We start from the raw sequence: 26,570 nt of genomic DNA, 5'->3' as shown, positions 1-26,570 counted from the left end.
AAGGGGGCTTCATCAGGGAGCGTCCCATGACGGTCGAGAATCAAAGGGTGGTCAGCGCGCTGGTCGAGGGGATTTTGGGCGCGGAGGCGGCGAATACGGCGATGGACGCGCTGGAAATCGATCCCGCGCTGATGAACGAGCGCGGCCCCCATGTTTCCCGCGCCGCCTTCGCCATGGCGATGAATGTCGCCCTGTTCCACGGCCTGCTGGAGCGGGTGCCGAGCGGCGCGGCCTATGTCGCCGACCGGCTGGCCCGTGGGGGCAAGGTGGTGTTCGATCATGGCGCCTTGCGCACCGTGCGGCTGATTGACGGACCTACCGGTGAATTGCCGCCAGGCGAAGAGGCTTTCTCCCGCATATTCGCCCCGTTGGGCTATCAGATGGCGGCTGTCTATCCGCTGGACCGGCTGCGGATGACCGGGCGCGCCTATCGCCACGCCGATTTTCCAGAGGGGATCCCGCAATTCTTCCTGTCGGAACTACATGTCGACCGGTTCGACCCTGAATTTGCCGATGCGGCGGCGCGGGTGTTCGGCACGTCCCGCGATCCCCTAACGGCAGAGGCCAAGGCGGTGCTGCGCAAATATGCGGACGGCGCGCCGGTCTCGCTGGCGGAGGCGGAAGCGGCGCTGCCGGTGATCGTCGCGGCCTTCGACCGGCAGCATGCGCCCGTCTCCATCGAGGATTATGAACTACTCCTCTCCCGATCCCATGAGGCCGCCTGGATCGCGACGGAGGGCAATGCCTTCAACCATGCGACGGACCGGGTGGCGGACGTCGCCGCACTGGCCGAGCGGCTGAAGGCGGAGGACTGGCCGATGAAGGACAGGCTGGAAATCTCCCGATCCGGCCGGGTGCGGCAGACGGCCTTCCGCGCCGACACGGTGGAGCGGCTGTTCGCCGGAAACGCATTGCGGCAGGTGCCGGGGTCGTTCTACGAATTCATCAGCCGCGATATCGATCCGGAAACCGGCGGGCTGGACCTGGCCTTCGACACCGGCAATGCCACCGGCATCTTCGCGATGACCAGCGCGCCGGGCGACGAACGCGCATAACGGGTTGATCGGCGGGCAGGCTTGGGGCAACGCATCCGGCAGTTTTGCGGGGGAGATGCGCGTTGACTGATCCGGTTGTTCCATCCTGGGTGCTGACCCTGGCCTGCGCCGACCGGGTGGGCATCGTCGCAGCGGTCAGCCAGTTCCTGGCGGAGCGCGGCGGCTTCATCACCGACAGCCAGCAATATGCGGACCGGGAAGCCGGCCGCTTCTTCATGCGCGTCGCGTTCGAGGCGACCGATGACCGCATGGGCGATACGGACCGCCTGCGCGGGGATTTCGCCGATGTGGGGACGCGCTTCGCCATGGACTGGCGGCTGACGGCGGCGGACGAAAGGCCGCGCATGCTGATCGCCGTGTCCAAGGGGTCGCATTGCCTGGCCGACCTGCTGCACCGCTGGCAGACGGGGACGCTGGCGGTCGACATCATGGGCGTGGTGTCCAACCATCCCGACATGCGGCGGATCACCGAATGGCACGGCATCCCCTATCATGAACTGCCGCCCAACGGCGACAAGGCAGCCCAGGAGGCCGCTTTGCTGGGGATTTTCGAGCGGACGCAGTCGGAATATCTGATCCTGGCCCGCTACATGCAGGTTCTGTCCGAAGGGCTGGTGGAGGCGCTGGCGGGACGTTGCGTGAATATCCATCACAGCTTCCTGCCGGGCTTCAAGGGCGCGCGCCCCTATCATCGGGCGCACGAGCGGGGCGTGAAGCTGATCGGCGCGACGGCGCATTTCGTGACGGCCGATCTGGACGAGGGGCCGATCATCGAACAGGCGGTGGAGCGGATCGACCATCGCGCCACGGCGGAGGACATGATCCGGATCGGGCGGGATATCGAGGCGCAGGTGCTGGCGCGAGCGGTGGGCTGGCTGGCCGACCGGCGGGTATTGCGGAACGGCGGCAAGACGGTGGTATTCCGCTAGGCAGCACAAACCTTCCTATTCCTCCCCATCGATAGATGGGGAGGGGGACCGGCCGAAGGCTGGTGGAGGGGAAATGGCGTGACCTCCGAATTTCCCCTCCACCACTCGCTACGCGAGCGGTCCCCCTCCCCACGCTACGCGCAGGGAGGATTTGGCGGCTATCCCCCCGCCTTCTTCCGCCGGGTTTCCCAACCCTTTTTCGCAGCGGCAGAGCGGTCGGCCGCCGTTCGACGGGACGAGGCCGCCCCACCCTTTTTCCCGCCCTTGCGGGATGAGACGCGGGTATCGGCCTTCCCCCGGCCGGAACCGGATTTGTTCCCGCCGCCCGATTCCTTGTTCACCGTGGCCCAGGCGCGCCGTTCCGCCTCTTTTCCTGAGACGCCGCGATCCTCATAACCCTTCTCCATATGCTCGGCCTTGCGCTTCTGCTTGTCGGTGTAGCTGCTCTTGTCGCCCTGGGGCATGGCTCTCTCCTTTCGATCCCCGCTTCGCTGCAACGAGCGACGGGCGTTGCCGTTCACTCCGTTACGAGGCGGGAACAGAGCGATGCCGCCCGCGTTCATCCCGTCATGGAGCAGCGCACCCTATTGGAACGGCTGGCCCGCCACCTGGCCGCCGGGAACCCCGATGACTGGCGGGATCGCGTGGAGCAGGCGGCCGGTCTGATCGCGATCATGAAAGACCCGGACGACGCCATGGCGGAGGCGGGCGATGGACAGGTATGGCGAGCGATGATCGACGCCGCGCTGCGCCAGCGCTGGTCCATCGCCGCCGCGCCCGCCGTCGAACCGCCGGGCGGCACCGACGAGGAAGGCGAAATTCCGCTGGCGCCCGACAGCGTCACCGGCAACCGGGCCGATTGGGTTCATCTGCATGACAGACAGGAGAAGCCGAAATGAAGGGGTTATTGAAACTGGCATTCCTGACCGGATTGGGCGCTGCGGCGTGGAAGGGATGGAAGCGATCGCAGGGCAAAGGCGAAACCGGGGACCAATGGGGACGCGCCTTCACATCCGGCCGGGTGCGCGATGCCGGGCCGGAAGAGCAGCATATCGACGCGCGCGACTGGGATTTGGTGGACGAGCAGATCGACGAAAGCTTCCCCGCCAGCGACCCGCCCGGCAATTATCGCGGGCTGCACTGATAAACTGCGCGCCGGCCATTTGTCGGTCAAAGCCGTTCGGGTCCATTGCCCCGCCCTTGCCCCGCCTCTATGAGACGGCTTCCGGTTCCGTGTCGGGATCAACAGGGGAATTTTATCAATGCCTTCGGGTCTGATTGCGCTGCTGGACGATGTGGCGGGGATTGCAAAGCTGACCGCCACTTCGCTGGACGACGTCGCCGCCGCAGCGGGCAAGGCGGGGTCCAAGGCGGCAGGCGTCGTGATCGACGACACCGCCGTCACGCCGCGCTATGTCATGGGGCTGACGCCCGACCGCGAACTGCCGATCATCTGGAAGATCGCCAAGGGATCGCTGCGCAACAAACTGTTGTTCCTGCTGCCCGCCGCGCTGCTGCTGAGCGCCTTCGCGCCATGGCTGTTGCCGCCGCTGCTGATGCTAGGCGGCGCGTTCCTCTGTTTCGAGGCTGCGGAGAAGCTGCTGGAAGCCGTGCAGGGCGGCCATGATCTGGCCGAAGAGGCGCTGGAAACGCACAGTTCTAAGGAATTGGAGGACCAGAAGGTGTCCGGCGCGATCCGCACCGACTTCATCCTGTCGGGCGAGATCATGGCGATCGCGCTGGGCACGGTGGCCGCGGAACCGATCTGGGAACAGGCGATCATATTGGTAGTCGTCGCGATCCTGATCACGGCGGGCGTCTATGGCGTCGTCGGCTTCATCGTGAAGATGGACGATATCGGGCTGCATCTGGCCGAACGGCGGTCTGCGGGTACGCGGGCGCTGGGCCGGGCGATGGTGAAGGCCATGCCGGTGCTGATGCGGATATTGTCGGTCGTGGGCACGGCGGCGATGCTGTGGGTCGGCGGCGGCCTGATCGTCCATGGGCTGCATGAATTCCACTGGGATCTGATCCCCGGCGCGATCCATCATGTCGCGGAAAGCGCCGCGCAGGCCGTGCCAGCCGTCGGTCCCGTCGTGGATTGGGTGGTGAACGCGGTGGGCGCGGGCATCGTCGGGCTGGTCGTCGGCGGCATCGTCGTGGCGGTGCTGCACCTTTTCAAGAAGCATTGATGGCGTCACCCTGGCGTCTGGAAGCCGGGGCGCTGACGGCGCTCGCGTTGCCGATGATCGCGGGCAATATCGCCTGGGCGGGAATCGCGGTGACCGACCTGCTGCTGCTGGGCCGGTTGGGCGCGAGCGCAGTGGCTTCCGGAGCGCTGGCGATCAACCTGTTCAACGCGCTGCTGATCTTCGGCATGGGGCTGGTCACCGCCGCCGCGCCGCTGATCGCGACCGAGCGCGGGCGGCGACGCCATTCGGTGCGGGACGTGCGGCGCACCGTGCACCAGACCTTGCGCGCCGCCGCACTGTTCGTGCTGCCCGCCTGGGTCTTGTTATGGGAGAGCGAGGCGATCCTGCTGCTGATGGGTCAGGAAGCGGACCTTGCGCGGCAGGCCGGTGAATTGATGCGCGGGCTGCAATGGGCGTTGCTGCCCTTTCTGGGCTTCACGACGCTGCGCAACTTCATTGCCGCGCTGGAGCGGCCGGTCTGGGGCCTGATCATCATGGTCTGCGCCATTCCGTTCAACGTGCTGGCGGGGTGGGCGCTGATCTTCGGCCATCTGGGCTTCCCGGCGCTGGGCATGTTCGGCGCGGGGATTGCGAGCAGCCTCTCCTCCTCCTTCCTGTTCTTCGGGTTGCTGGCGGTGATCCTGATCGACCGGCGGTTCCGGCGCTATCGCCTGCTGGGCCAATTCTGGACGCGGGACCGTGAACGGCACCGGGCCGTCTGGGCGCTGGGCCTGCCGATCGCCATCACCCTGGGGTTCGAGACGACGGTGTTCAACGCATCGGCCTTCCTGATGGGGCTGATCGACCGCGACTCGCTGGCGGCGCATGCGGTGGCGATCCAGATCGCGGCTTTGGTCTTCATGGTGCCGATGGGCATCGGCCAGGCGGCGACGGTGCGCGTGGGGCTGGCCTATGGAAAGCAGGACCGGGCGGGAGTCGGCCGGGCGGGATGGCTGGCGCTGGCGATCGGCACCGGATTCGCGCTGATGGCGGCGGCGATGCTGATCGCCTTTCCCCGGACGCTGATTTCGGCCTTCCTCGACCTGCACGATCCGGCCAACGGGCGGACGGCGGCGCTGGCGGTGAGTTTTCTGGGCGTCGCGGCGCTGTTCCAGTTGGTGGATGCCGCGCAGGCCGTGGGCGCAGGCGTGCTGCGGGGCATACAGGATACGCGGGTGCCGATGATCTTCGCCCTGATCGGCTATTGGGTGATCGGCATCGGCGTCGGCGTCATCCTGGCCTTTCCGCTGGGGTTGCAGGGGCTGGGCATCTGGCTGGGACTGGCGAGTGGACTGGGGGTGGTGGCGTTGTCGCTGGTGACGCGCTGGGCGTTGCGGGAGCGATTGCACCTGCTGTCGCATGCGCGAACCATCTGACCCCGCCAATCCGCCTGATTGCATTGCAGGACGATGGTGCGATGCACAAAGCAATTGAACCTGGGCGTCAAATTTGTCATGAAAAGCGCATCATGAACGCTCCCACCATGTTCTTCGAAGCCATCGCGCTCCAGAAATGTCTGACCGCGACCTATAACAAGATGGTCGTGAAGCTGGCCCCGCACATTCTCTACACGCGGCATGACGAGATGTTCATCGACGCCGTGACGATCGAACGCGACGGCCGCCCGCCAAGGGAGTTGAAGCTGGGCACCTTTAAGCTGGCGGGATTGAACGACGTCAACCTGATCGAGGAAAAGTTCGAGGCCATGCACGGCCTCTACGATCAGGGCGACAGCAAATATAAGGGCGTGACCCTGTTCGCCGTGGAGCCGGAGAGCGCAGCGGCCTGAGGTCTCGCGGTTCGGTTTGGCATTCTCGGCTTATAGCCAATAGCTGACCTCAATTCCTCCCTACGCGCAGCGTGGGGAGGGGGACCGTCGGCACAGCCGATGGTGGAGGGGAAATTCGGAGGTCGCGCCTCTTTCCCCTCCACCAGCCTTCGGCTGGTCCCCCTCCCCATCTCTCGATGGGGAGGAATAGGATAGGTCCGCTTTCCACCCCCAATCAGGCGAGTCCAGATTTATCCGCGTCGTCCGGGCAGGCCTCCTAAGCGCCTCCGTCACCGCCGATGCTTTCCCCGCTTGGCGCCAATATGCCGGATATTGGCGGGCCGCCCGCGCCGGGCACTGCCCGGCCGCGCACGATCCTTCCTGAAGCTGGGCCGCTGCGGCAGGGCGTCGGGCAGTTCGAAGCGCAATGCCCCGTTTATCGGGTCCGCCTCCACCAGCCGCAATTGCAGCCGCTGCCCCACCGTATAGCGGTCGCCGCTCTCGACGCCCTCCAGCGCCCGCCCCGCCTCGTCATAGAAGAAGCGCTCGTCGCCCAAAGTCGACACCGGCACCAGCCCGTCGCCGCCCAACCCCTCTACCGTCGCGAAGAAGCCGAAACTCTGCACCCCGGTGATCCGCGCCTCCACCAGATCACCCACATGCGCCGCCAGGAAGGCCGCGACATAGCGGTCGATGGTCTCGCGCTCCGCCTCCATGGCACGGCGTTCATGCTGGCTGATCATCTCGCCGACGCGGCCCATATTCTCCATATCCTCGCCGCTCAGCGAAGACCGGTCGGGAATGTCCCCCTTGGGCGCGGGCAGTTCCAGCCCATAAGCGCCCACCAGCGCCCGGTGCACCAACAGGTCCGCATAACGCCGGATCGGCGAGGTGAAATGGGCATAGGAACCCAGCGCCAGCCCGAAATGGCCCAGATTGGACGGCGCATAATAGGCCTGTGTCTGGCTGCGCAGGATCTGCTCCATGATCTGGGACTTTTCCTCGGCGTCCCCGACGCGCTTGATCAACTGGTTGAAGGTCGCGGGCTTCACCACCTGCCCCAGCGCGAATTCGATGTCGAACGTCGCCAGATAGTCCTTCAACGCCACCAGCTTGTCCCGGCTGGGCGGTTCATGGACGCGGTACATGACCGGCGCCTTCTTCGCTTCCAGCGCCTTGGCCGCCGCGACATTGGCCGCGATCATATAATCCTCGATCAGCATATGCGCGTCGAGCCGTTCGCGCACCGCGACGCTGACGATCTTGCCATAATCGTCCAGCACCACCCGCCGCTCCGGCAGGTCCAGCGCCAGCGGCTCCCGCTTGTCCCGCGCCTTGCGCAACAACGCCCAGCAGGCCCAGAGCGGCTTCAGCGCGGTTTCCAGCAAATCAAGCCCCTCCCCTTCAGGGGAGGGGTTGGGGTGGGGGCTATCGGCCAGACGCTGCGCTTGGGGGACGCCCCCACCCCCAACCCCTCCCCTGAAGGGGAGGGGCTTATCGCCATCGATCGCCGCCTGCGCATCCTCATAGGCCAGCACCGCCGCCACCCGGATCACCGCGCGGGAGAAGCGCCAGCTCTTCACCTTGCCCGCAGCGTCGAGGACAAGGTGACAGGCCATCGCCGCCCGATCCTCGCCCGCCCGCAGCGAACACATGTCCGACGAAAGCTGATGCGGCAGCATCGGCACGACCAGATCAGGGAAATAGACGCTGTTCCCCCGCTTGCGCGCCTCCCGGTCCAGCGCGCTGCCCGGCCGCACATAATAGCTGACGTCCGCAATCGCGACGATCGCCTTGTAGCCACCCACATTGGCGGGATCGTCGTCTGGAGCGGCCCAGACCGCATCGTCGTGGTCCCGCGCATCGACCGGATCGATGGCGACGATGGGCAAATGCCGCAAATCCTCCCGCTTATCCTCATGCAGGGCGAGTTTCGATGCCGACACCGCCTCTTCCTCCACCCGATCGGAAAAGACGTGGGGAATGCCATGCTTGTGGATGGCGATCAGGCTGAAACTGCGCGGGACGAAGGGATCGCCCAATATGTCCGTGACCCGCGCCGTGATCCGGGGAGGCCGCCCCACCGGCTCGGCCAGCACCAGATCGCCCTTCTTCGCGGTTCCGGCGTCGGAAATCGGCGTGTCCCGGCGGATGCGCTTGTCGACGGGGCGCAGCCACAGCTTGCCCCCATCGCCCTCCTCCACCACGCCCAGCAATTCCTCGCTGGCCTTGGCGAGCTTCTTCATCGGATGCGCGACCCAGCCGCGCCCGGCCTCCTCCGTGCGCGCCAATATGCGGTCGCCGATCGTCAGCGCCCCCCGCTTGCCCCGCTCCACAATGCGCAGCCGGGGCGCGGGCTGCCCCTCCGCCTCCCAGCGTTCGGGCGTGGCGATCAAAGTCGTGTCGTCCACATCGACGATCCGCAGCACCGTGACCTTGGGCACGCCGCCCATCTTGTGGAAGGCGCGGGCGGGGCCGATGTCGATCAGCCCTTCGTCCGCCATGTCCTTCAGCAGCGCCTTGAGCGCGATCTTCTCCTGCCCCTTCAGGCCGAACGCCTTGGCGATTTCCCGCTTTCCCGCCGCCTGTTCCGAAGTGGTGATGAAATCCATCACCTGTTCGCGTGTCGGGAAGCCCGCGGGCCGCACCTTGGTACGGGCGGAGACGGTTTTCTTCTTCTTTTCGGTGGATGCCATGGACCAGCTATAGGGAGAGCTGTTGCGCCACGCCAGTGTCTGCGGCCAGCCTATGGCTCATGCGAGTTTCCGCGCCCGTTCGCGCCATGCTTCGGCCAGCACCGGCATGTCCGCCAGCGCCCGCACCGCGTCCGGCTCGGCCTTGTGCCCGCCGCCGATCAGCAGGCGGAACAGACGCGCCACCGGCCAGTCCGGCAGGGGCCGTTCCAACAAATCCATCCGCGTGCCGGACTCCGCCTCCCCCTCCCGGATGACGCGGAAGTAGATGCCGCAGCGCGCCGTCTTGACGATGGTCGCCATGACGTCCCGCGCCCCGAAACGATGGTCCAGCTTCCAGCAGGGCTGCCGTCCATGGCTCACCTCGACCACGGCGCTGCCCAGCGAGAAGCGATCGCCCAGACAAATCTCCGCCTCCGTCATGCCGCGAGACGCGATATTCTCGCCGAACGCCCCCGGACGGTCCAGCAGCGGGTGCCCCGGCTTGCGCTCCCGCCACCAGCCATAATGATCCTGCGGATAAAGGTGGATCGCCTTGTCCCAGCCGCCATGATGCAGGGCGTCGGCCACCCCGTCGCCTTCCAGCCCCAGCCAGCCGATCCGCACCGGCCCCTCCACCGGCGTCTTCGCGATGGCGCTATAGTCGCCGTCCCGGAACGGAACGGGCGTCCCGGTCAGCAGCGCGTCGACGGTCATGGAAGGCGTGGTCATGGCCTTCCCTGCCACGGAATCCGTCTGCGGGGAAAGGCCGTTCGATACGCAAAGGCATCGGGACGGGGGAAGTTCCGGCCCCCTTGGGTTTTGCGGTCGTCTGCGTTAAGGGCGGCGGATGGATGTCACGGGGCTTCGGGTCGCGCTCTTCAGCGGCAATTATAATTATGTGCGCGACGGCGCGAACCAGGCGCTCAATCGCTTCGTCGGCTATCTGTTGCGGCAGGGGGCGACGGTTCGCGTCTATTCCCCCACCACCGACACGCCCGCCTTCGAACCGGCGGGCGATCTGATCAGCGCGCCTTCCTTCCCGGTTCCGGGCCGCCGCGAATATCGGATTCCCTACCGCATGTCGGGGGCGGTGCGCCGCGACCTGAAGGCGTTTCGCCCCAATCTGGTCCATGTTTCCAGCCCCGATCCGCTGGGCCACCGGGCCGTCGCCTGGGCGCGGCGGCATGGCCTGCCTGCCGTCGCATCCGTCCATACGCGGTTCGAAACCTATCCCCGCTATTATGGCCTCGCTTTTCTGGAGCCGGTGATCGAATCGATGCTCCGCCGTTTCTACCGCCGCTGCGACGCCATCGTCGCGCCGTCCGAATCGATGGCGCAACTGCTGCGCGAACAGCGGATGAGCTATGATGTCGGCATCTGGACCCGCGGCATCGACCGGGAAATCTTCCATCCCGGCCGCCGCGACGCGGACTGGCGCCAGTCGCTCGGCATAGCGGACGACGAACCGGTGATCGGCTTCATCGGGCGGCTGGTGATGGAAAAGGGGCTGGATGTCTTTTCCGACACGATAGACCATCTGACCGCGAAGAATGTCCGCCACAAGGTGCTGATCGTGGGCGAAGGCCCGGCGCGTCAATGGTTCGAAAACCGCTTGCCCAACGCCGTCTTCACCGGCTTTCAGAAGGGGGCGGACCTGGGCCGCGCCGTCGCCAGCATGGACATGCTGTTCAACCCCAGCGTCACCGAAACCTTCGGCAACGTCACGCTGGAGGCGATGGCCTGCGGCCTACCGACCGTCGCGGCGCGCGCCACCGGCAGCGAAAGCCTGGTCACCGAAGGCGTGACCGGCCGCCTGATCCGCCCCGGCGCGATCATGGCATTCGCCGACGCGCTGACCGCCTATTGCACCGATGCCGCCGCCCGCTCCGCCGCCGGGGCGGCCGCCATGGGGGAAGCGGAACGCTATGGCTGGGATCAGGTGAACCAGGCGCTGGTCGACACCTATGTCCGCGTGATCCGCCAGCGCGAACATGGCGCGGTCGTCCGGTCGAGTCCTGTTCCCTAAGCCGGGGTCCATCCCTATATTCCGTTCGGGCTGAGCCTGTCGAAGCCCTTCCTTTTCTTCCAGAAAGAACAGCCCTTCGACAGGGCGAACGGTAGTGGGAATGGCCGATCTATTTGCCCAGAATGAAAATTTTTCCGATGCCACCCCGGCCGACGCCCCGCTGGCGGACAAGCTGCGCCCGCGCACCCTGGCCGATGTGGTGGGGCAGGACCATCTGACCGGTCCCGAAGGCGCCATCGGCCGCATGGTGGCGGCGGGCCGCCTCTCCTCCATCATCCTGTGGGGGCCGCCGGGCACGGGCAAGACCACCATTTCCCGCCTGCTGGCCGATGCGGTGGGCATGCGTTTCGAGCCGATCTCCGCCGTCTTTTCCGGCGTGGCGGACCTGAAAAAAGTCTTTGCCGCCGCCAAGGAACATGCCCGGGGCGGCGAAAAAACCCTGCTCTTCGTGGACGAAATCCACCGCTTCAACCGGGCGCAGCAGGACAGTTTCCTGCCCTTCGTGGAGGACGGCACCGTCACGCTGGTCGGCGCGACGACGGAGAATCCCAGCTTCGAACTGAACGCAGCGCTGCTTTCCCGCGCCCAGGTGCTGATCCTACGCCGATTGGACGCGAGCGCGCTGGAGCAATTGCTAGACCGCGCCGAAGCGCTGACCGAACGCCCCCTGCCCCTGGACGCCGCTGCCCGCGAAGCGCTGCTCGCCAGCGCCGACGGCGACGGCCGTTTCCTGCTCAACCAGGTCGAAACGCTCTATTCCATCGACATTCCCGAACCGCTCGACCCGGCGGGCCTCTCCGCCCTGCTCCACCGCCGCGTCGCGGTCTATGACAAGGATCGGGAGGGGCATTACAACCTCATCTCCGCGCTGCATAAAAGCCTGCGCGGATCGGACCCGCAGGCGGCGCTCTATTATCTCGCCCGGATGCTGACGGCGGGAGAGGAACCGCTTTACGTCCTGCGCCGTCTGGTCCGCTTCGCCGTGGAGGATATCGGGCTGGCCGACCCGCAGGCCGTGGTCCAGTGCCTCGCCGCCAAGGACACATATGAATTTCTCGGCTCTCCCGAAGGCGAGTTGGCCATTGTGCAGGCCTGCCTCTATTGCGCCACCGCCCCCAAGTCGAACGCCGCCTACGCCGCGATGAAAGCCGCGTGGAAATCCGCCCGCGAGACAGGATCGCTGATGCCGCCGCAGAATATCCTGAACGCCCCGACCAAGCTCATGAAGAATATCGGTTACGGCAAGGGCTACCAATATGACCATGACGCGGCGGACGGCTTTTCCGGCGACAATTATTGGCCGGAGGAGATGCAGCCGCAGAATTTCTATGCCCCCACCGAACGCGGTTTCGAAGCGCGCATCGCCGAACGCCTCGCCTATTGGGACCGCCTGAGGGCCGAACGCCGCCAAAAATGACGCCGCGCTTCGATCGTTACGCCGTAATCGACTGGTCGGGGGCCAAGGGTTCGCGGCACAAGGGCATAGCCGTGGCCCTGTGCGAAACGGGCGATGCCGTCCCCGTGCTTCAGCATCCCGAAGGCGGCGGTTTCTGGTCGCGGCGGGCGGTCGCCGACTGGCTGATCCGGACTGCCCGTGAGGCCCCCACCCTGTTCGGCTTCGATTTCAGCTTCGCGCCGCCTTATGTCGCCCGTCGCAGCTACCTTCCCGGCGACGAGGCGCCGGATAGCGGCCCCGCCTTCTGGGCCTATGTCGACAGCATTTGCGAGGATGATGATCTGGGCGCGGCCAGCCTGCTGGAACGCACGCACCGCCGCCATTTCTATTTCGGCAAGGCGGACGGGGTGAAGGCAGACTATATGCACAACCGCGCCTGCGAAGCCCATTACAATACGCAGGGCGGCGGCAAGCCCTCCACCGTCTATGACGCCATCGGCGCGGCGCAGGTCGCCAAGGCGAGTTTCGCGGGAAAGCGGCTGCTCCATTATGTGCATGCCCATGTGCCGGTCTGGCCCTTCGACCCGCCGCCTCCGACCGGTTCGCTGATCGTCGAAATCTACACCAGCATCGCCGCCCGCGCCGCCGGACGCCCCAAGGGCAAAGCCAAGATGCGCGACCTCGCCGCGCTGAACGACGCGCTCTTCGCCGTCGAATCGCAACCGCATCCGGGCTTGCCGCCCGACGATCACGGCGCCGACGCAATCCTGACCGCCGCCTGGCTCCGCCGCGCCGCACCCCGCCCCGGCCTGTGGACTCCCGCACCGCTCAACGCGGAAATCGCCGCAACAGAGGGCTGGACGTTCGGCATCATCTGATAGTAAGGCGCTCTCCGTCCAAGCGGACATGCCGGATTAGCACAGCGGTAGTGCAGCGGTTTTGTAAACCGAAGGTCGGGGGTTCGATCCCCTCATCCGGCACCATATTTCAGGCGAAACGCGAACGCTGCCCCATGGGCGCGGCCTGATTTGCGGGACGCCGCCCCGCCACCGCCAGCGCCAGCCACAATTCCGCGGCCCGCACGACCTGCCCCTTCATCAGATAGCGGATCGCGACCTCAGAAAAGGGCACGGGCGAATTGCCCTCCATCATGCCCCTGTACCGCGCAACCTGATCACGCAGCGCGGCAAAGTCCGCATATTGGCGCGATCGCAACAGGCGCCTCGACAGCTTGAAGAACTCCCGCGAGATAAAACGCCCCAGCAGCGCCTCCGTCTCCTGCCCCACGCTGGGAATCGCATGGGCAAGATCATGGTGAAACCCGTTGAGCGCGCTCGCCAGTTCATCATTCCGCCGAACGTCGAACTGCCGCGGCACCCTGGAAATCTGGGCGATGATGCTGCCGGGCCGCGACCGGTAATAGACCCATGGCTGGGCCGCATAATAATAGGTCTGCGCCCGCAGCATCAACCAGGGGACAGTGGCCATGTCCTCGAAACAGGCACCCTCCGGAAAGCGGATGCCGCTGGCGAAGAGATCCCGATGCCAGACGCGCGACCAGATATGCAGCCGCCGGTTGGCGAAGGTTCCGGCGATCAGCGCCTCTATATCGTAATCCAGCCTGCCCGCCGGTCCGGCAAAGGCGGCGATGGGCGCCTCATCGCGCACATAATCGCACAGCACCACATCGGGCCACGACGCGTGAACAATGTCTCGCAGCGCCGCGACAGCCCCCGGCAACAGCTTGTCGTCCGAATCGACGAACCACAGATAATCGCCCGCCGCCGCTTCCAGCATCGAATTGCGCGCCGCGCTCAGGCCCCGATTTTCCGCATGATGCATCATCCGGACATTGCATCGCGCCCCGGCGATCAGCTCCGCGCAGAGTTCGGCCGATCCATCCGTCGACTTGTCGTCCAGCAGGATGAGTTCGATGCCGCCGTCGCCGTCCATCTGTCCGATGATGGAGGACAGGCACTCTTCCAGATAGGGCAGGACATTATAGACCGGCACCAATATGCTGAGCCAAGGCTGCCCGGCGCCCGCCGCATCGGACCCGCGCTTCGCCGCGAAGGATCGCTCCTCCGCAACCCTGCGAATATCGGTATCCACCTTACCCTCCAGATTAAGAGCAGGTTCCCCCCCTGCCCGCGCGACCCGATGCCGGGCTATCATATCGATACGCAAAGTTAAACCGGGTTTTCGGGCCGTGAAGGAAGCGGGCCGCCCTTCCCTCAACAACGCAACCGGCCCAAAGCAAAATGGGGGCCGGCATTTCTGCCGGTCCCCACTTCCGTCGTGTCTCTCGATCCGCTTCTCTTTCGAGATGCGATCATCGGACTCGGCGCGCGATAGATCCGCCTCAAAGGCTTTGCTATCGTGTCGGCTCCGTTCGTCCGGCCGGTCGGCCGTTTTCCCGCAGCCTGTCCTCTTCATCCGATGCCCGACGTTCACTTTCGCGCGTGCACAGCATCTTCTATCGAGGACCATCGGCTTTCCGCATCTTCCTTCCGGTCCATGCTTCTTTCCCGACGCTCGTAAAGCCCTTCAAGTCACTGATTTCTCACTGACTTTGGCATCCAGATTTCTCTGTCTCCCGGTCTTTCCGATAAGGGGATGCTCTCACCAAAAGCGAGTCGCTCAAAGCGGAATCTTGCACCTTGAAGATGCATTCGCCCTAAAGCTGTGGATAAATGTGGATAATTTTTCCCACGCGCTTCAGCCGCCCGGCGACCAGCCGTCGGGCGCCAGCGCGAAGCCCGAAAATTCGAAGCCGGGCACCACGACGCAGCTTGCCAATGTCCAGCCGCCCATGGGCCGCGCCGCCTGCCAATGATGCGCCGGGACCAGCCATTGCGGCCGCTGCCCCGCCAATATGTCGCCGCCCAGCACCCGGTCCTGCACCGGGCCATGCTCCGCCGCGATGGAAAGGCTCAGCGGCGCGCCGCCATGCCAGAACCAATGTTCGTCGGCATCGACCCGATGCCAATGGGATCTTTGGTGCGCCTCCAGCAGGAAATAGATCGCCGTTCCCCCGGCCCGCTCACCCGGCGAGGCGTCCGCCCGCCAGCTTTCCCTATACCATCCGCCTTCGGGATGCGGGGCAAGGCCCAGCGTCTCAATCAGCGCCCTTGCCGTCCCGTCGTGCCCGCCCATCACTTCACCTCATATTTTATCCCTGCGGAAACAAAGGGATGCGCCGTTGTCGCAGGTTCATGCAACCTCGATCAATATGGACGGGTTGAACGATCAAAGCACGTCTTTTGGAGGAGATAAAATGCGTAAAGCTCTCATGGCCCTGGCCGCCGTTTCGCTGGCGATCCCGGTTTCGATGGCCGTCCCCACGGATGGCGCGAACGCCCGCAAGCACTATCAATATCGCGAATGGCGCGGCCGCGACGGCCGCACCTATTGCCGCAAGTCGGACGGCACGACCGGCCTGATCGTCGGCGGCGTGGGTGGTGCGCTGGTCGGCCGCGCCATCGACACGCGCGGCGACCGCGCCACCGGCACCATATTGGGCGCCGCGGGCGGCGCTTTGCTGGGCAAGGAAATCGACAGCAAGCGCCGCTGCCGCTAAGGCAAAGCGCCAATGCTTCAAAACGAAAAAGGGCGGCTTCCTAGTGGGAGCCGCCCTTTTTTGCGAAAGAAGCGTCAGTCGGCTTATTCGGCCGCGCCGCGCGCTTCCTCCAGCTTGAAGGCAACCGACTGGCCGCCGGAAACGCCCGACACGCGGCCGTTCTTGACGGAAAGGTTGAAGGCGACGGCGTCGGGGTAGCGACGGCCGGAAATCACCTTGCCGGTCTTGGTGTCCTTGACGTCATACACATAGGTATAACCTTCGTGCGTGAACTTCTGCTTAGCGGCTTCTTCGGCATGGGCCGGAGCGTTGGCGGCGCCAAAGGCGAACAGGGCGGAAAGGACAAACTTGGACAGCATTCGCATGGGTCAACTCCTTGTGAATGCCGATCAAACACCTCTGGAAATATTCTTTTCTGTTGACCCCGACTTATGGTGCGGTGCCGCAAAACGACAATCGCAAACAAAGGCGAAACGATTGCATTTCCCGCAACCGGCCATCAAGCCTTTGATAAAGCGACGATATGCTTGAACTCCGCTTCCGTCAGCGGGGATACGGACAGGCGCGATTGGCGTATCATCGCCATATTAGCCAGCGCCGGATCGGCCTTCATCGTCTTCAACGTCACGGGTTTTTCGAACTTTTCCTTCGGCCCCACATGGACTGCGATCCACTTGCCCGTATCGTCGGTGCTGTCGGGCGCGGCTTCCTCCACGATCTGCATGATGCCGACCGCCTCCACCCCGATATTGCTGTGGTAGAATATCGACAGATCGCCCTTTCGCATCGCCTTCATATGGAGCTGCGCGGCATGGTTGCGCACGCCGTCCCATTCCGCCTTCCCCTTTTCGACCAGATCGTCGTAGGAAAAGACATCGGGTTCGGATTTCATCAGCCAATAGTTCATGGCTTCTCCTTGCATCAGCCGCCAAGGGCGATCAAGGATATGCGCATGGCCGCGTGACACGCCGACGGCGCGCCGGGCCGATCCTGTTGATTTCGGAGAATAAACGTGTCGCAACCGGTGCTGGAGCAAGTGCCCGTCCTCTCCATGGCGGAGATGGCGAAGGCCGATTTTTCCGCCGCCTTCGGTGGTTCCTTCCAGCGTTTCGGTTTCGCCATGGTGAAGGACCATGGCATGGACCAGGCGCTGATCGACAGAGGCTGGGCGCTGGCCCGGCAATTCTTCGCCCTGCCCGAAGAGGCGAAGCGCCGCTATGACGCCAAATATAATGGCGGCCAGCGCGGCTATACGGCCTTCGGTGTGGAAATCGCCAAGGGCGCGAGCGAGAATGATCTCAAGGAATTCTGGCATGTCGGGCGGGATCTGCCCGAAGGCGATCCTCTGGCGGAAACCATGCCGCCCAATGTCTGGCCGGACGAACTGCCCGAATTTCACGAGACTTTCGCGAAACTCTATGCGGAATTCGACCGGGTGGGCGCTGAACTGCTTTCCGCCATCGCGCTTTATCTGGGGCTGGAGGAACGCTGGTTCGACAAGCCAGTCGAAAACGGCAATTCGATCCTGCGGCTGCTCCATTATCCGCCGGTTTCGGCTGAGGCACCCGGCATCCGCGCCGGGGCGCATGAGGACATCAACCTCATCACCCTGCTGCTGGGCGCGGAGGAAGGCGGGCTGGAACTGAAGGATCGCGGCGGCAACTGGCTGCCCATCGTGCCCCCGCCGGGGGCGCTGGCCATCAATGTGGGCGACATGCTGCAACGGCTGACCAATTACGCCCTGCCGTCGACCAGCCACCGCGTCGTCAATCCACCGCCGGAACGGCGCGGCCATTCGCGCTATTCCATGCCCTTCTTCCTGCATCTGCGGCCGGATTTCCTGATCGACGCCCTGCCGCAATGCGTGGACGCGGACCATCCAAGGCGCGATCCGCCGATCACCGCGCATGATTATCTGACCGAGCGGCTGCGGGAAATCGGGCTGATCAAGGGGTGACAGTCAACCGCCTATGGAATGAGTCAGCCACCTATAGAAATAGCGTCATGCTGAACTTGTTTCAGCATCCATTGTGCCCCAAGGAGCCTTGGTCGCATGGGGAGAGATGGATGCTGAAACAAGTTCAGCATGACGATCGGCAAATGGCAGGACTCAGCGCCGCCCACGCCCCATGGTAATGCCGATTTCCTCGCCCTTTTCGCTAAGCGCAAGCTTCACGATCTTCACCTCGACATGGCTGACCTTGTCATCCTGGAGGAAGATCGTCTCTATGATATGGTCGGCCACCGCCTCGATCAGCGTGAAATGCCGGCCTTCGGGCAGCGCCGCGCTCGCGGCGTGCTTCAGGTCCATATAGTTTTTGGACCGCGACAGGGGCGTATCCGGGTCATAACGGTCCGCGATCTTCAGCCGCGCGCGGATCGATATGCGCAGCGGCTGCGGCAGGTGCGTTTCCTCCGAATAGATGCCGGTCAGGACATCCACATCCAGATTATTCACCTCCAACGTCAGGAAATCGTCAAATCCGCTGTTCATAGCTCGCCACGTTCGGTCCCTCCCTGCTGCGGGAGGGGGCCAGTTTAGACTTTTAATTTGCGAGCCACGCGCTAAAGCCCGCCGCTCTCGGCGCGTCCATGCGCCATTGAGGACGGATCGGCAAGACGTGTCTGTTATAGTGCCCCTCAACATCATGTCGCAGGACGCGATCGAGCATCTGCTCGACGCCGCCTTCGGCCATGACCGGCACGGCCGCACCGCCTATCTGATTCGCGACGGGATGCCGTGGCTGCCCGAACTGTCCTTCGGGATAGAGGATGAGAAGGGCAGGCTGATCGGTTCGCTGCAAAGCTGGCCCGTCGCCCTCACCCATGAAGATGGCGGCCAGACCCCGCTGATCATGGTCGGCCCCGTCGCGGTCGACCCGTCCGCCCAGGGCACCGGCCATGGCCGCGCCATGATGGACGCCGTCGTCACCGCCGCCCGCGCCCAGAAAAGCGATCCGCTGATGATGATCGGCGATCCGGAATATTATGGCCGCTTCTGGGGCTTTTCGGCGCAGGGCACCGACGGCTGGAACTGCCCCGGCCCGTTCGAGGCGCGTCGCCTGCTGGCGCTCTCCGTCGACGGGCGCGCCATCGGCGGGACGGGCATGCTCGGCCCCCGGATCGCCGTCCGCGCCTGAAATTTCCCTTTTGCCTTCGGGCGCTCCGCCCCCTATCTCCGCCCTATGCCGATGGAGCCGCCCCCCGATCTCGCCAGCCTTTCCCTGACCGATATTGCGCGGCTCCTCCAGGAAAAGCGCCTGCCGCCGGTGGAGAAGTGGAATCCCGACCATTGCGGCGACAGCGATATGCGCATCGCCCGCGACGGCACATGGTTCCATCAGGGTTCGCCCATCGGCCGCGAGGCCATGGTCCGCCTCTTTTCCACCATCCTTCGGCGTGAGAAGGATGGCAGCTATGTTCTTGTTACACCAGTCGAAAAACTCTCGATCGAGGTGGAGGACGCCCCCTTCATCGCGGTGGAACTCAAAAGCGAAGGCGAAGGCCGCAAACGCAGCCTGGCCTTCCGCCTCAACACCGGCGATCTGGTCGCCGCCGGTCCGGATAATGCGCTCATCCTGCGCGAAACGCCGGACGGGCCGCATCCCTATCTCCATGTACGCGGCGGCCTGGAGGCGCTGATCGCCCGCAGCGTCTATTATGAGCTGATGAACCTCGCGCTGGACGAGGGCGGCGATCCTGTCGGCCTTTGGAGCAACGGCGCCTTCTTCGCGCTGGACGGGTCGGCATGACGCTGGCGGAGCGGTTGCGGACCGCCTTGAAGGAAGGGCATGAGCGCGAGGTCGGCCTAATGCTGTCCGACACCCGCGACCCGCGCATAGAGGGCGACCTTGTCCTGGCCCCCGCGGCTGTGCTGGTCGCCATCACCGACCGCCCCGAACCCGGCCTCATCCTGACCCAGCGCTCCGCGAAATTGCGCAAGCATGCGGGTCAGGTCGCCTTTCCCGGCGGGCGGATCGACGATGACGACAGCGACGAAATCGCCGGAGCCTTGCGGGAGGCGCAGGAGGAAATCGGCCTGGTCCCGGATGTGGTCGACATCATCGGCACATCGGATCGCTATCACACCTTCACCGGCTTCGACATCGTGCCGGTGCTGGGCGTGATCCCGCCCGACCTCCCGCTCTTCCCGCAGGAAACCGAGGTGGCGGAACTGTTCGAACTACCCCTCTCCTTCGCGCTGAATCCCGCCAACCGGATCACGAAATCGATGATATTCCAAGGCGCTGAGCGGCATTATTACGAAATATTCTGGGAAGGACGCCGCATCTGGGGAATTACTGCTGCCATCCTCGCCAATCTCTCGCGGAGGCTAGGCCATGACCAGCCTGCCTGACGCCGACTGGCGCCACCGCCCCGGCCTGGACGCGCTGCTTCAGGCACTGGGCGCGGAGCAGGGCCTTGTCCGCTTCGTCGGCGGCGCCGTCCGCGACGGGCTGCTTGGCCTGCCGGTGAACGATCTGGACATCGCCACCGTCACCGACCCCAATGGGGTGATGGACCGCCTGAAAGCCGCCGGGATAAAGGCGGTTCCGACCGGCATCGACCATGGCACCGTTACAGCGGTCATTCATGGCTGGCCGGTCGAGATCACCACCCTGCGCCGCGACGTCAGCACCGACGGCCGCCGCGCCACCATCGCCTACACAAACGACTGGCGGGAGGATGCGGCGCGGCGCGATTTCACCATCAACGCCCTTTATGCCGACCCGCTTACCCATGAAGTCACGGATTTCTTCGGCGGCGTGGCGGACCTGAAGGCGCACCGGGTCCGCTTCATCGGCGATGCCGACGCCCGCATCGCAGAGGACCATCTGCGCATCCTGCGCTATTTCCGGTTCCTCGCCCGCTTCGGCCATGACGAACCCGATCCCCAAGCCTACGCCGCCTGCCGCGCCGCCGCCAACAGCCTGATGGCCCTTTCCCGCGAGCGCATCGCGGACGAATTGCTGAAACTGCTCGCCCTGCCGCGCCCCCTCGCCTCGCTACGGCTGATGATCGACGGGGGCATATTGCAGCCGGTCATTCCGGAGATCGACGGGAACGGACTTGCCCGCCTCTCCACCCTGATCGAGCGAGAAGCCGTCTCCAGCGCCGATCTTTCGGCGGTGCGCCGCCTGTCCGCCCTGCTCCCGCCCGATCCGCGCACCGCCGATCAGGTCGGCGCCCGGCTGAAATTGTCCAACAAGGCCCGCAAGCGCATGATGACCGCGCTGGAGGGAAGCGGCACGGAAGCCACGCCCCGCACCCTCGCCTTCCACATCGGCGTCGAAGGAGCGATCGACCGCATCCTGATCGATCCCTCCGCACCGCTCGACGGCATGGCGATGCTGACGGACTGGACCCCGCCCCGCCTGCCCATCAGCGGCGGCGCGCTGATCGCGCGCGGCCTGCAACCCGGCCCGGACGTGGCGAAGGCACTAGCGCAAGTGCAGGAAATATGGGTGGCGGAGGGCTTTCCCGACGAAGCCCGCGTGGCCGAGATCGCGGATCAGACCGTTTCGAAATTCCAGCGCGCCCGCCAATAGTCGAAGGCCTCGGCCTCCGGCATCGGCCGCGCGAAATAATAGCCCTGCCCCTGCCAGCAGCCCAGATTCTGAAGCGCAAGGGCCAGTTCCTGCGTCTCTATCCCCTCCGCCGTCACATGCAGGCCCAGCGATTCCGCCAGCGACAGGATGGTCCGCACCATGATTTCCTTGTCGCGATCCTCCAGCATGGAGGTCACGAAACTGCGGTCGATCTTCAATATATCGATGGGCAGGCTGTGCAGGCTGGCCAGGTTGGAATAGCCCGTGCCGAAATCGTCCATGGCGATCGGCATGTGCAGATCCTTGAGCGCGAACAGCAGCTTCCGCGCCTTTTCCGGATCGGCGATGATCGCGCTCTCGGTCAGTTCCGCGGTCAGGCGATTGCCCGAAATGCCGGAATATCGCAGCGACTCCTCGAACATCGACGCGACATCGTCCCGCGCCATCTGAATGGGGGACAGGTTCACATTGACGCCCACCGGCACAGGCTGGCCGAATTTCGCATCCCACCGGCTGAGCGCCTGCGCCGCCTCATAGGCCGCCCAGCGTCCCAGCGACGTGATCAGCCCGCTTTCCTCCGCCACGGCGATGAATTCCACCGGCGAGACATGGCCCAGCTCGTCATCCTCCCACCGGGCCAGCGCCTCGAAACCGGTAATCTCCCCGGTCTGCAAATGGATGAGCGGCTGGAAGGCCAGCGTCAGTTCACCCTGCGCCAAAGCATCGCGCAAACGGCTCTCGACGGAAAAGCGTCGCTGCGCCTCCTTCAATACGCCGTTGCGGTAGATTTCCACCTTGCCGCTGCGCTTGGCGATCTTCACCGCCGCCTGCGCCTTGCGCACCACATCTTCGGGATCTTCGCTCAGGCTGGTCGACAGGGCGCAGCCGATGGCGCAGTCGACCCGGATTTGCAGATCGCTGAGCCTGATCGGGTAGCTGAGCGCATCGCGAATGCGCTGAACGATATGAAGAGCGTCCGACAAGCCATTGTTCAGCCTGGCGAAAATCGCAAAATCATTGCCACCGATCCGCGCCAGAACATCCCCCTGGCGCAGGCCGGACTTCAATCGCTTGGCAACGGTGATCAGCAATTCGTCGCCCGCCATCGGACCCAGCGATTCATTCACCCGGCTGAACCGGCTAAGGTCGATGGCGATGATTCCGAACTGCGCATTGTCCGGCCAGGGCATGTTGGACAGCCGGTCCTCAATCTCCTCGCCAAAGCCGGTGCGGTTCGGCAGGGCGGTCAAACCGTCGGACAGCAGTTCGCGCCGCAGATTCTTCTCGATGGCCCGGTCGCTCGTCCGGTCGAGCGCGGTGAACAGGAAAAGGTCGGGCTGGCCCGCCAATTTGGGCAGGCGGCCCACCGTGCAGTAGAAATATTCAGGGCCGAGGATGCCGTCGCGGCGCAATTCGAACGCTTCCGAATCGCGGTCGGACTGGATGCACTGGATGATCCGCTGGCGCCATTCCGCGGCATGGGGCCGTTCGGGGGCGTCCGGCCCGGCGAAATAATTGCCGAAGGCCGCATTGGTTGCCACCATCGACAACTCATTGTCCTTGAACGAAATTATCGCGCCCGGATAGGGCAGCGCGATCAACCAGTCGGCCAGGGCCACGCGGTGCGTCGGATGCGCGTCGTCCGGCCCGGAAAGAGGGCCGTCATCCGGCGTTTCAGTGGGCCGATCACGCATCGACATGGATTCCATAGGCCCGGCGATAGGACCAAAGGGTAAATTTTCGGGAAACGACATTCCCGATTCCCATGCGATTGTACCCGAAAAAATCCGCCTGTCAGAAACGGTTATCGCGGGGGAAGCCGGTGGGCGGCATCCGCCCCGCAGCACCCCTGGCGACGCGCCATGGCGTCATGTCCGCTTCCGTACGGGTGCGGCCTGACCCGCCGCCCATCGCCCAGCTAAGCCCATCCGACAGGCGGAAGGCGATGGCGTCCGACAGTCCGCCGTCGCGGTAACGCTGCATCTGCACGCCCTGCCCCCGCGCCATGCGCGGCATTTCGATCAGGGAGAAGACCAGCAGCTTGCGATTCTCGCCCACCACGGCGACGCTGTCGGCATCGGCCGCAATGGGATGCACGACGCTCAGCTTCGCGCCGGTACGGACATTGACGACCTGCTTGCCCTTGCGGGTTTCCGCGATCACATCGGCCACCGCCGCCACGAAGCCCCGCCCGTCGGAGGATGCCAGCAGCAATTCGCCGCCGGTCCGCGCCGGCATCAGCGCCACGATCTGGCCGGTCCCGTCCATGTCGACCAGCGACCGCACCGGATCGCCGAAACCGCGCCCGCCCGGCAGCTTGTCCGCGCCCAGGGTGAAGATGCGCCCCGTCTCCGTCGCCAGCAGCAGCTTGTCGGTGGTCTGCGCGTGGAAGGCGATCATCGGACCGTCGCCTTCCTTGAATTTCAGCGTATCGGCGGAGGCAAGGTCGCGATGCCCGCTCATCGCCCTGATCCAGCCGCGCTCGGACAGGATCACGGTGATCGGCTCCTTCTCGATCATCGCCTCCAGCGGGATTTCCCGCGCAGGCGCCGCTTCCTCGACCAAGGTACGCCGCCTGCCGAAATCGCTGTCGGGGGAATAGCGCTTGCGCAGGTCGGCCAGATCCTTTTTCAGCCGCGTCCGCTGCCGCGCCGGGCTTTCGACCAGCTTGAGGAGGTCGTCGCGCTCCTTGAGCAGTTCCGAATGCTCGCGGCGCAATTCCATCTCCTCCAGCTTGCGCAAGCTGCGCAGCCGCATGTTCAGGATCGCCTCGGCCTGCCGGTCGGTCAGGCCGAATTCGGCCATCATCACCTCTTTCGGCTCATCCTCGGTCCGGATGATCTCGATCACCCGGTCCAGGTTCAGATAGGCGATGATATAGCCGTCGAGCAGTTCCAGCCGCGCCGCGATCTTGTCCAGCCGATGCTGGGCGCGCTTCACCAGCACGTCGATCTGGTGTTTCAGCCATTCGATCAGGACCGGCTTGAGCCCCAGAACGCGGGGCGTGCGCGTCGCGTCGAGCACGTTCAGGTTCAACGGGAAGCGATTTTCCAGATCGGTCAGCCGGAACAGGCTATCCATCAGCACGTCCGGATCGACGGTGCGGGCGCGGGGCTCGATGACGATGCGGATCAATTCGTCGCTCTCGTCCCGCACATCGGCCAGGATCGGCAGCTTCTTGTCGTTGATCAGCGCGGCGATCTGCTCGATCAGCTTGGATTTCTGCACCTGGAAGGGGATTTGCGTGACCACCGCGACCCAGGTTCCGCGCCCGCCATCCTCCTTGTGCCAGCGGGCGCGGGTTCGAAACGATCCCCGCCCCGTCGCATAAGCCTCTGATATGATGGAAGGACTGTCCACCAATACGCCGCCGGTCGGAAAGTCCGGCCCGCGCACGATCCGCATCAGGTCGGCATGTTCGGCGTCCGGATTGTCGATCAGCAGGCTGGCCGCGTCGATCAGTTCCGCGACATTATGCGGCGGGATGCTGGTCGCCATGCCGACCGCGATGCCGCTGGCGCCATTGGCCAGCAGGTTGGGGAAGAGGCCGGGGAAAACCTCCGGCTCCTGATCCTCGCCATTATAGGTGGGGCGGAATTCGACGGTGCCCTCGTCCAGGCCCGCCATCAGGTCGGCCGCCGCCTGCGTCAGCCGCGCCTCGGTGTAGCGCATGGCCGCCGCATTATCGCCGTCGATATTGCCGAAATTGCCCTGCCCGTCGACCAGCGGCGTGCGCAGCGAAAAGTCCTGCGCCAGCCGCACCATGGCGTCATAGACCGACGCGTCGCCATGCGGGTGATATTTGCCGATGACGTCGCCGACGACGCGGGCGCATTTCTTGTAGGAGGTGGTGTTGCGCGCCGGATTGGCGACCAGCACATCGGGCGAAGCGCCGCCCGGCTCCATCTTGAGCAACCGCATCGCCCAAAGCAGGCGGCGATGCACCGGCTTCAACCCGTCGCGCAGGTCCGGCAACGACCGAGCTGTAATGGTGGAAAGCGCATAGACGAGGTAGCGCTGGGACAGCGCATCGTCGAACGGGTGATCCTTGATAGCGTCGAACGGGTCGCGAAAATCGGTCATCGCAAAGGGGAATAGCAGCGCCGCGACAAAACGGAAACGGAGTTTAATCCCACCGTGCGCCTGCGAAGGCAGGAGCCCGGTTCCGCCCCAGGCAGTGTGGACAAATTCAAGAGCAGACCTCTCCTATTCCTCCCCATCGGAAGATGGGGAGGGGGACCGCCGCTGAAAGCGGTGGTGGAGGGGAAGATACGCAGGTCACGCCATTTCCCCTCCACCACGCTTCGCATGTCGAAGAGAGTCACGTGCCTCTCTTCGACCCTCCCCACGCTGCGCGTAGGGAGGATTAAGAGCGTCCCCTAATAGCCATCCGATTCACCGCGGCAAAAACCGCCCATCCGGGTCCGCCGCAATCTCCCGCGCAAACTCCGCGCCAATCCAGTCGCGAAACGCCTTCACCTTGGGCGCATTCCGCGCATGGGGCGGATATGCCACCCAATAGCTCGCCCGTTCCCGCACATAGGATGGCACGGCCTCCACCAGCAACCCGGCCTCCACCTCCGCCTTCCACAGGAAGGGATTGACGATGGCGACGCCCTGCCCAGCCATGGCGGCGCGACCCTCCATCACCTGGGAATCGAGCGCGATCGCAGGCCGCAGCCCCTTGCCGTCCGCCTCCACCCCGACGCCTGCGAACCATTCATGCCACCACAAGTCGTCCGGCGACAGGCGCGGCATGGCGTGCAGCGCATGGGCGTCGGCAATCGGGCCGTTCTTCGCAAGCCAGCCGGGGCTGCACACGGGCGCGATCCGGTTGTGGGTCAGCAGCTTCGCCTCCACACCCGGCCATATCCCCTCCCCGCCCCGCACCGCGACATCCACGCCGTCGCGGGCGAAATCCACGACCCGGTTCGTCGCGTCGATCCGCACCGCCAGCCCCGAATGGCGCATCTGGAAAGTCCCGATCCGGGGCGCCAGCCAGAGATGGGCGAAGCTGTTCATGCAACTGATCGTCAGCACCGTCGAATGATCCTGCGTCAGCGCGGCGAACCCCTCCCGCATCTGGTCGAACGCGCGGGATACGACCGTCGCGATCTCCCGCCCCTTGTCGGTCAGCGCCACTTTCCGCCCGGCCCGCTGGAACAGGCTGATGCCCAGCCGTTCCTCCAGCAACTTCACCTGATAACTGACCGCCGCCTGGGTCATCCCCAGTTCCTGCGCGGCGGCGGTGAAATTCTCCAGCCGGGCGGCGGCTTCGAACACGCGGACGGCGGACAGGGGCGGCAATGAACTCATCCGCCATGGATAAGCCACCCTTATGATTCGCGTCCACCCTTTTGTTGGCCGTCCCCCTGCAAAAGCGCGATAGGAAATCCCGCG

General features: G+C 64.9%; 27 protein-coding genes and 1 tRNA gene. 17 read left to right on the top strand and 11 right to left on the bottom strand.

Going from position 1 to position 26,570, the window contains the following annotated elements:
* The first annotated feature begins 26 nt into the window (after positions 1-26).
* Positions 27-1,055 carry a DUF1338 domain-containing protein gene (locus BV95_RS07515; protein ID WP_037449506.1) on the top strand — a complete coding sequence of 343 codons (1,029 nt, stop codon included), beginning with the start codon at positions 27-29 and terminating at the stop codon, positions 1,053-1,055.
* Positions 1,056-1,144: 89 nt separating this feature from the next.
* Complete coding sequence (gene purU, locus BV95_RS07510) at positions 1,145-1,984, top strand: formyltetrahydrofolate deformylase (RefSeq protein WP_409372083.1); 840 nt, start codon at positions 1,145-1,147, stop codon at positions 1,982-1,984.
* Between the two features lie 158 nt (positions 1,985-2,142).
* Here the strand turns inward: purU and BV95_RS07505 are convergent, their stop codons facing one another.
* A complete protein-coding gene (locus BV95_RS07505) occupies positions 2,143-2,448 on the bottom strand; it encodes a hypothetical protein (protein WP_037449500.1) in 306 nt (101 codons plus the stop codon).
* Positions 2,449-2,553: 105 nt separating this feature from the next.
* Here BV95_RS07505 and BV95_RS07500 point away from each other — a divergent pair, with 105 nt between their 5' ends.
* The 5 genes from BV95_RS07500 to BV95_RS07480 all read left to right on the top strand — a co-directional run bounded on the left by BV95_RS07500 (position 2,554) and on the right by BV95_RS07480 (position 5,965).
* Positions 2,554-2,883 (top strand): hypothetical protein, encoded by a 330-nt coding sequence (locus BV95_RS07500; RefSeq protein ID WP_037449497.1) that lies wholly within the window; start codon positions 2,554-2,556, stop codon positions 2,881-2,883.
* A complete protein-coding gene (locus tag BV95_RS07495; RefSeq protein WP_037449495.1) occupies positions 2,880-3,128 on the top strand; it encodes a hypothetical protein in 249 nt (82 codons plus the stop codon). The genes BV95_RS07500 and BV95_RS07495 overlap by 4 nt, the downstream gene beginning before the upstream one ends.
* A 118-nt stretch (positions 3,129-3,246) precedes the next feature.
* On the top strand, positions 3,247-4,176 hold the full coding sequence (locus tag BV95_RS07490) for a DUF808 domain-containing protein (RefSeq protein ID WP_037449493.1): 930 nt from the start codon (positions 3,247-3,249) through the stop codon (positions 4,174-4,176).
* A complete protein-coding gene (locus BV95_RS07485) occupies positions 4,176-5,552 on the top strand; it encodes an MATE family efflux transporter (protein ID WP_037449491.1) in 1,377 nt (458 codons plus the stop codon). The genes BV95_RS07490 and BV95_RS07485 overlap by 1 nt, the downstream gene beginning before the upstream one ends.
* A gap of 92 nt (positions 5,553-5,644) precedes the next feature.
* Positions 5,645-5,965: a hypothetical protein gene (locus tag BV95_RS07480; RefSeq protein ID WP_037449489.1), complete on the top strand. Its 321-nt coding sequence runs from the start codon at positions 5,645-5,647 to the stop codon at positions 5,963-5,965.
* Between the two features lie 269 nt (positions 5,966-6,234).
* Here BV95_RS07480 and BV95_RS07475 read toward each other — a convergent pair whose 3' ends face one another.
* Both BV95_RS07475 and BV95_RS07470 read right to left on the bottom strand, forming a co-directional pair.
* The gene (locus BV95_RS07475; protein WP_037449487.1) at positions 6,235-8,640 is read right to left on the bottom strand and encodes a ribonuclease R family protein; all 2,406 of its coding nucleotides are present in this window, start codon (positions 8,638-8,640) and stop codon (positions 6,235-6,237) included.
* Positions 8,641-8,697: 57 nt separating this feature from the next.
* A complete protein-coding gene (locus BV95_RS07470) occupies positions 8,698-9,348 on the bottom strand; it encodes an MOSC domain-containing protein (protein WP_037449483.1) in 651 nt (216 codons plus the stop codon).
* 118 nt (positions 9,349-9,466) lie between these two features.
* Between BV95_RS07470 and BV95_RS07465 the strand changes: the two genes are divergently transcribed.
* From BV95_RS07465 to BV95_RS07450, 4 genes are all read left to right on the top strand, one after another.
* The gene (locus tag BV95_RS07465; protein WP_037449479.1) at positions 9,467-10,645 is read left to right on the top strand and encodes a glycosyltransferase family 4 protein; all 1,179 of its coding nucleotides are present in this window, start codon (positions 9,467-9,469) and stop codon (positions 10,643-10,645) included.
* Between the two features lie 100 nt (positions 10,646-10,745).
* Positions 10,746-12,062, top strand: coding sequence for a replication-associated recombination protein A (locus tag BV95_RS07460; RefSeq protein WP_037449475.1), 1,317 nt, complete (start codon positions 10,746-10,748; stop codon positions 12,060-12,062).
* Entirely contained in the window at positions 12,059-12,919 is an 861-nt protein-coding gene (locus BV95_RS07455; RefSeq protein ID WP_037449472.1) for a hypothetical protein, read from the top strand. The genes BV95_RS07460 and BV95_RS07455 overlap by 4 nt, the downstream gene beginning before the upstream one ends.
* A gap of 30 nt (positions 12,920-12,949) precedes the next feature.
* Positions 12,950-13,024: transfer RNA gene (locus BV95_RS07450), tRNA-Thr, on the top strand.
* Between the two features lie 4 nt (positions 13,025-13,028).
* Here BV95_RS07450 and BV95_RS22665 read toward each other — a convergent pair.
* Together BV95_RS22665 and BV95_RS07440 are read right to left on the bottom strand one after the other, a co-directional pair.
* Positions 13,029-14,153: a glycosyltransferase family 2 protein gene (locus BV95_RS22665; protein ID WP_051749651.1), complete on the bottom strand. Its 1,125-nt coding sequence runs from the start codon at positions 14,151-14,153 to the stop codon at positions 13,029-13,031.
* Positions 14,154-14,759: 606 nt separating this feature from the next.
* Positions 14,760-15,197 carry a cupin domain-containing protein gene (locus tag BV95_RS07440; RefSeq protein ID WP_037449469.1) on the bottom strand — a complete coding sequence of 146 codons (438 nt, stop codon included), beginning with the start codon at positions 15,195-15,197 and terminating at the stop codon, positions 14,760-14,762.
* A gap of 121 nt (positions 15,198-15,318) precedes the next feature.
* Here BV95_RS07440 and BV95_RS07435 point away from each other — a divergent pair, with 121 nt between their 5' ends.
* Positions 15,319-15,621 carry a glycine zipper 2TM domain-containing protein gene (locus BV95_RS07435; protein WP_037449466.1) on the top strand — a complete coding sequence of 101 codons (303 nt, stop codon included), beginning with the start codon at positions 15,319-15,321 and terminating at the stop codon, positions 15,619-15,621.
* 83 nt (positions 15,622-15,704) lie between these two features.
* On the opposite strand, the gene BV95_RS07430 is transcribed toward BV95_RS07435, so the two are convergent.
* Positions 15,705-15,986: a hypothetical protein gene (locus BV95_RS07430; RefSeq protein ID WP_013846376.1), complete on the bottom strand. Its 282-nt coding sequence runs from the start codon at positions 15,984-15,986 to the stop codon at positions 15,705-15,707.
* A 134-nt stretch (positions 15,987-16,120) separates the two neighbouring features.
* On the bottom strand, positions 16,121-16,528 hold the full coding sequence (locus tag BV95_RS07425) for an EVE domain-containing protein (RefSeq protein ID WP_013846375.1): 408 nt from the start codon (positions 16,526-16,528) through the stop codon (positions 16,121-16,123).
* 105 nt (positions 16,529-16,633) lie between these two features.
* Between BV95_RS07425 and BV95_RS07420 the strand changes: the two genes are divergently transcribed.
* On the top strand, positions 16,634-17,578 hold the full coding sequence (locus BV95_RS07420) for an isopenicillin N synthase family dioxygenase (protein WP_037449460.1): 945 nt from the start codon (positions 16,634-16,636) through the stop codon (positions 17,576-17,578).
* A 153-nt stretch (positions 17,579-17,731) separates the two neighbouring features.
* On the opposite strand, the gene BV95_RS07415 is transcribed toward BV95_RS07420, so the two are convergent.
* Positions 17,732-18,115, bottom strand: a complete 384-nt coding sequence (locus tag BV95_RS07415) for a dihydroneopterin aldolase (RefSeq protein ID WP_013846373.1) — start codon at positions 18,113-18,115, stop codon at positions 17,732-17,734.
* Between the two features lie 154 nt (positions 18,116-18,269).
* On the opposite strand from BV95_RS07415, the gene BV95_RS07410 reads away from it, so the two are divergent.
* Genes BV95_RS07410 through BV95_RS07395 form a run of 4 tightly spaced genes read left to right on the top strand, consistent with a single transcriptional unit; the run spans position 18,270 to position 21,170 of the window.
* The gene (locus tag BV95_RS07410) at positions 18,270-18,761 is read left to right on the top strand and encodes a GNAT family N-acetyltransferase (RefSeq protein WP_174544446.1); all 492 of its coding nucleotides are present in this window, start codon (positions 18,270-18,272) and stop codon (positions 18,759-18,761) included.
* A 45-nt stretch (positions 18,762-18,806) separates the two neighbouring features.
* Entirely contained in the window at positions 18,807-19,373 is a 567-nt protein-coding gene (locus tag BV95_RS07405) for a DUF1285 domain-containing protein (RefSeq protein ID WP_037449453.1), read from the top strand.
* Positions 19,370-19,978: a CoA pyrophosphatase gene (locus BV95_RS07400; RefSeq protein WP_037449451.1), complete on the top strand. Its 609-nt coding sequence runs from the start codon at positions 19,370-19,372 to the stop codon at positions 19,976-19,978. The genes BV95_RS07405 and BV95_RS07400 overlap by 4 nt, the downstream gene beginning before the upstream one ends.
* On the top strand, positions 19,962-21,170 hold the full coding sequence (locus BV95_RS07395) for a CCA tRNA nucleotidyltransferase (RefSeq protein ID WP_037449448.1): 1,209 nt from the start codon (positions 19,962-19,964) through the stop codon (positions 21,168-21,170). Before BV95_RS07400 ends, BV95_RS07395 begins: the two co-directional genes overlap by 17 nt.
* On the opposite strand, the gene BV95_RS07390 is transcribed toward BV95_RS07395, so the two are convergent.
* The 3 genes from BV95_RS07390 to BV95_RS07380 form a co-directional block, all read right to left on the bottom strand.
* Positions 21,134-22,870 carry a putative bifunctional diguanylate cyclase/phosphodiesterase gene (locus BV95_RS07390; RefSeq protein WP_409372082.1) on the bottom strand — a complete coding sequence of 579 codons (1,737 nt, stop codon included), beginning with the start codon at positions 22,868-22,870 and terminating at the stop codon, positions 21,134-21,136. The two genes, BV95_RS07395 and BV95_RS07390, sit on opposite strands and share 37 nt — an antisense overlap.
* 94 nt (positions 22,871-22,964) lie before the next feature.
* A complete protein-coding gene (gene parC / locus BV95_RS07385) occupies positions 22,965-25,253 on the bottom strand; it encodes a DNA topoisomerase IV subunit A (RefSeq protein ID WP_037449442.1) in 2,289 nt (762 codons plus the stop codon).
* Positions 25,254-25,565: 312 nt separating this feature from the next.
* Positions 25,566-26,486 carry a LysR substrate-binding domain-containing protein gene (locus tag BV95_RS07380; protein WP_174544445.1) on the bottom strand — a complete coding sequence of 307 codons (921 nt, stop codon included), beginning with the start codon at positions 26,484-26,486 and terminating at the stop codon, positions 25,566-25,568.
* Positions 26,487-26,570 lie beyond the last annotated feature (84 nt).

This window comes from Sphingobium chlorophenolicum, assembly GCF_000722875.1.
Classification (GTDB): Bacteria; Pseudomonadota; Alphaproteobacteria; order Sphingomonadales; family Sphingomonadaceae; genus Sphingobium; species Sphingobium chlorophenolicum.
Note: the sequence above shows the minus strand (reverse complement) of the source record. Positions and strands in the feature narration are given on the sequence as shown.

Excerpts from the sequence above, each read along its gene's own strand:
- BV95_RS07390 (WP_409372082.1), bottom strand. The coding sequence starts at position 22,870 with ATGTCGATGCGTGATCGGCCCACTGAAACGCCGGATGACGGCCCTCTT.
- BV95_RS07465 (WP_037449479.1), top strand. The coding sequence starts at position 9,467 with ATGGATGTCACGGGGCTTCGGGTCGCGCTCTTCAGCGGCAATTATAAT.
- BV95_RS07505 (WP_037449500.1), bottom strand. The coding sequence starts at position 2,448 with ATGCCCCAGGGCGACAAGAGCAGCTACACCGACAAGCAGAAGCGCAAG.
- BV95_RS07415 (WP_013846373.1), bottom strand. The coding sequence starts at position 18,115 with ATGAACAGCGGATTTGACGATTTCCTGACGTTGGAGGTGAATAATCTG.
- BV95_RS07490 (WP_037449493.1), top strand. The coding sequence starts at position 3,247 with ATGCCTTCGGGTCTGATTGCGCTGCTGGACGATGTGGCGGGGATTGCA.
- BV95_RS07485 (WP_037449491.1), top strand. The coding sequence starts at position 4,176 with ATGGCGTCACCCTGGCGTCTGGAAGCCGGGGCGCTGACGGCGCTCGCG.
- BV95_RS07480 (WP_037449489.1), top strand. The coding sequence starts at position 5,645 with ATGAACGCTCCCACCATGTTCTTCGAAGCCATCGCGCTCCAGAAATGT.
- BV95_RS07470 (WP_037449483.1), bottom strand. The coding sequence starts at position 9,348 with ATGACCACGCCTTCCATGACCGTCGACGCGCTGCTGACCGGGACGCCC.
- BV95_RS07500 (WP_037449497.1), top strand. The coding sequence starts at position 2,554 with ATGGAGCAGCGCACCCTATTGGAACGGCTGGCCCGCCACCTGGCCGCC.
- BV95_RS07495 (WP_037449495.1), top strand. The coding sequence starts at position 2,880 with ATGAAGGGGTTATTGAAACTGGCATTCCTGACCGGATTGGGCGCTGCG.
- BV95_RS07395 (WP_037449448.1), top strand. The coding sequence starts at position 19,962 with ATGACCAGCCTGCCTGACGCCGACTGGCGCCACCGCCCCGGCCTGGAC.
- BV95_RS07405 (WP_037449453.1), top strand. The coding sequence starts at position 18,807 with ATGCCGATGGAGCCGCCCCCCGATCTCGCCAGCCTTTCCCTGACCGAT.
- BV95_RS07400 (WP_037449451.1), top strand. The coding sequence starts at position 19,370 with ATGACGCTGGCGGAGCGGTTGCGGACCGCCTTGAAGGAAGGGCATGAG.
- BV95_RS07435 (WP_037449466.1), top strand. The coding sequence starts at position 15,319 with ATGCGTAAAGCTCTCATGGCCCTGGCCGCCGTTTCGCTGGCGATCCCG.
- BV95_RS07430 (WP_013846376.1), bottom strand. The coding sequence starts at position 15,986 with ATGCGAATGCTGTCCAAGTTTGTCCTTTCCGCCCTGTTCGCCTTTGGC.
- BV95_RS07425 (WP_013846375.1), bottom strand. The coding sequence starts at position 16,528 with ATGAACTATTGGCTGATGAAATCCGAACCCGATGTCTTTTCCTACGAC.
- BV95_RS07475 (WP_037449487.1), bottom strand. The coding sequence starts at position 8,640 with ATGGCATCCACCGAAAAGAAGAAGAAAACCGTCTCCGCCCGTACCAAG.
- BV95_RS07460 (WP_037449475.1), top strand. The coding sequence starts at position 10,746 with ATGGCCGATCTATTTGCCCAGAATGAAAATTTTTCCGATGCCACCCCG.
- BV95_RS07455 (WP_037449472.1), top strand. The coding sequence starts at position 12,059 with ATGACGCCGCGCTTCGATCGTTACGCCGTAATCGACTGGTCGGGGGCC.
- BV95_RS07440 (WP_037449469.1), bottom strand. The coding sequence starts at position 15,197 with ATGGGCGGGCACGACGGGACGGCAAGGGCGCTGATTGAGACGCTGGGC.
- BV95_RS07515 (WP_037449506.1), top strand. The coding sequence starts at position 27 with ATGACGGTCGAGAATCAAAGGGTGGTCAGCGCGCTGGTCGAGGGGATT.
- BV95_RS07380 (WP_174544445.1), bottom strand. The coding sequence starts at position 26,486 with ATGAGTTCATTGCCGCCCCTGTCCGCCGTCCGCGTGTTCGAAGCCGCC.
- BV95_RS07410 (WP_174544446.1), top strand. The coding sequence starts at position 18,270 with ATGTCGCAGGACGCGATCGAGCATCTGCTCGACGCCGCCTTCGGCCAT.
- parC (WP_037449442.1), bottom strand. The coding sequence starts at position 25,253 with ATGACCGATTTTCGCGACCCGTTCGACGCTATCAAGGATCACCCGTTC.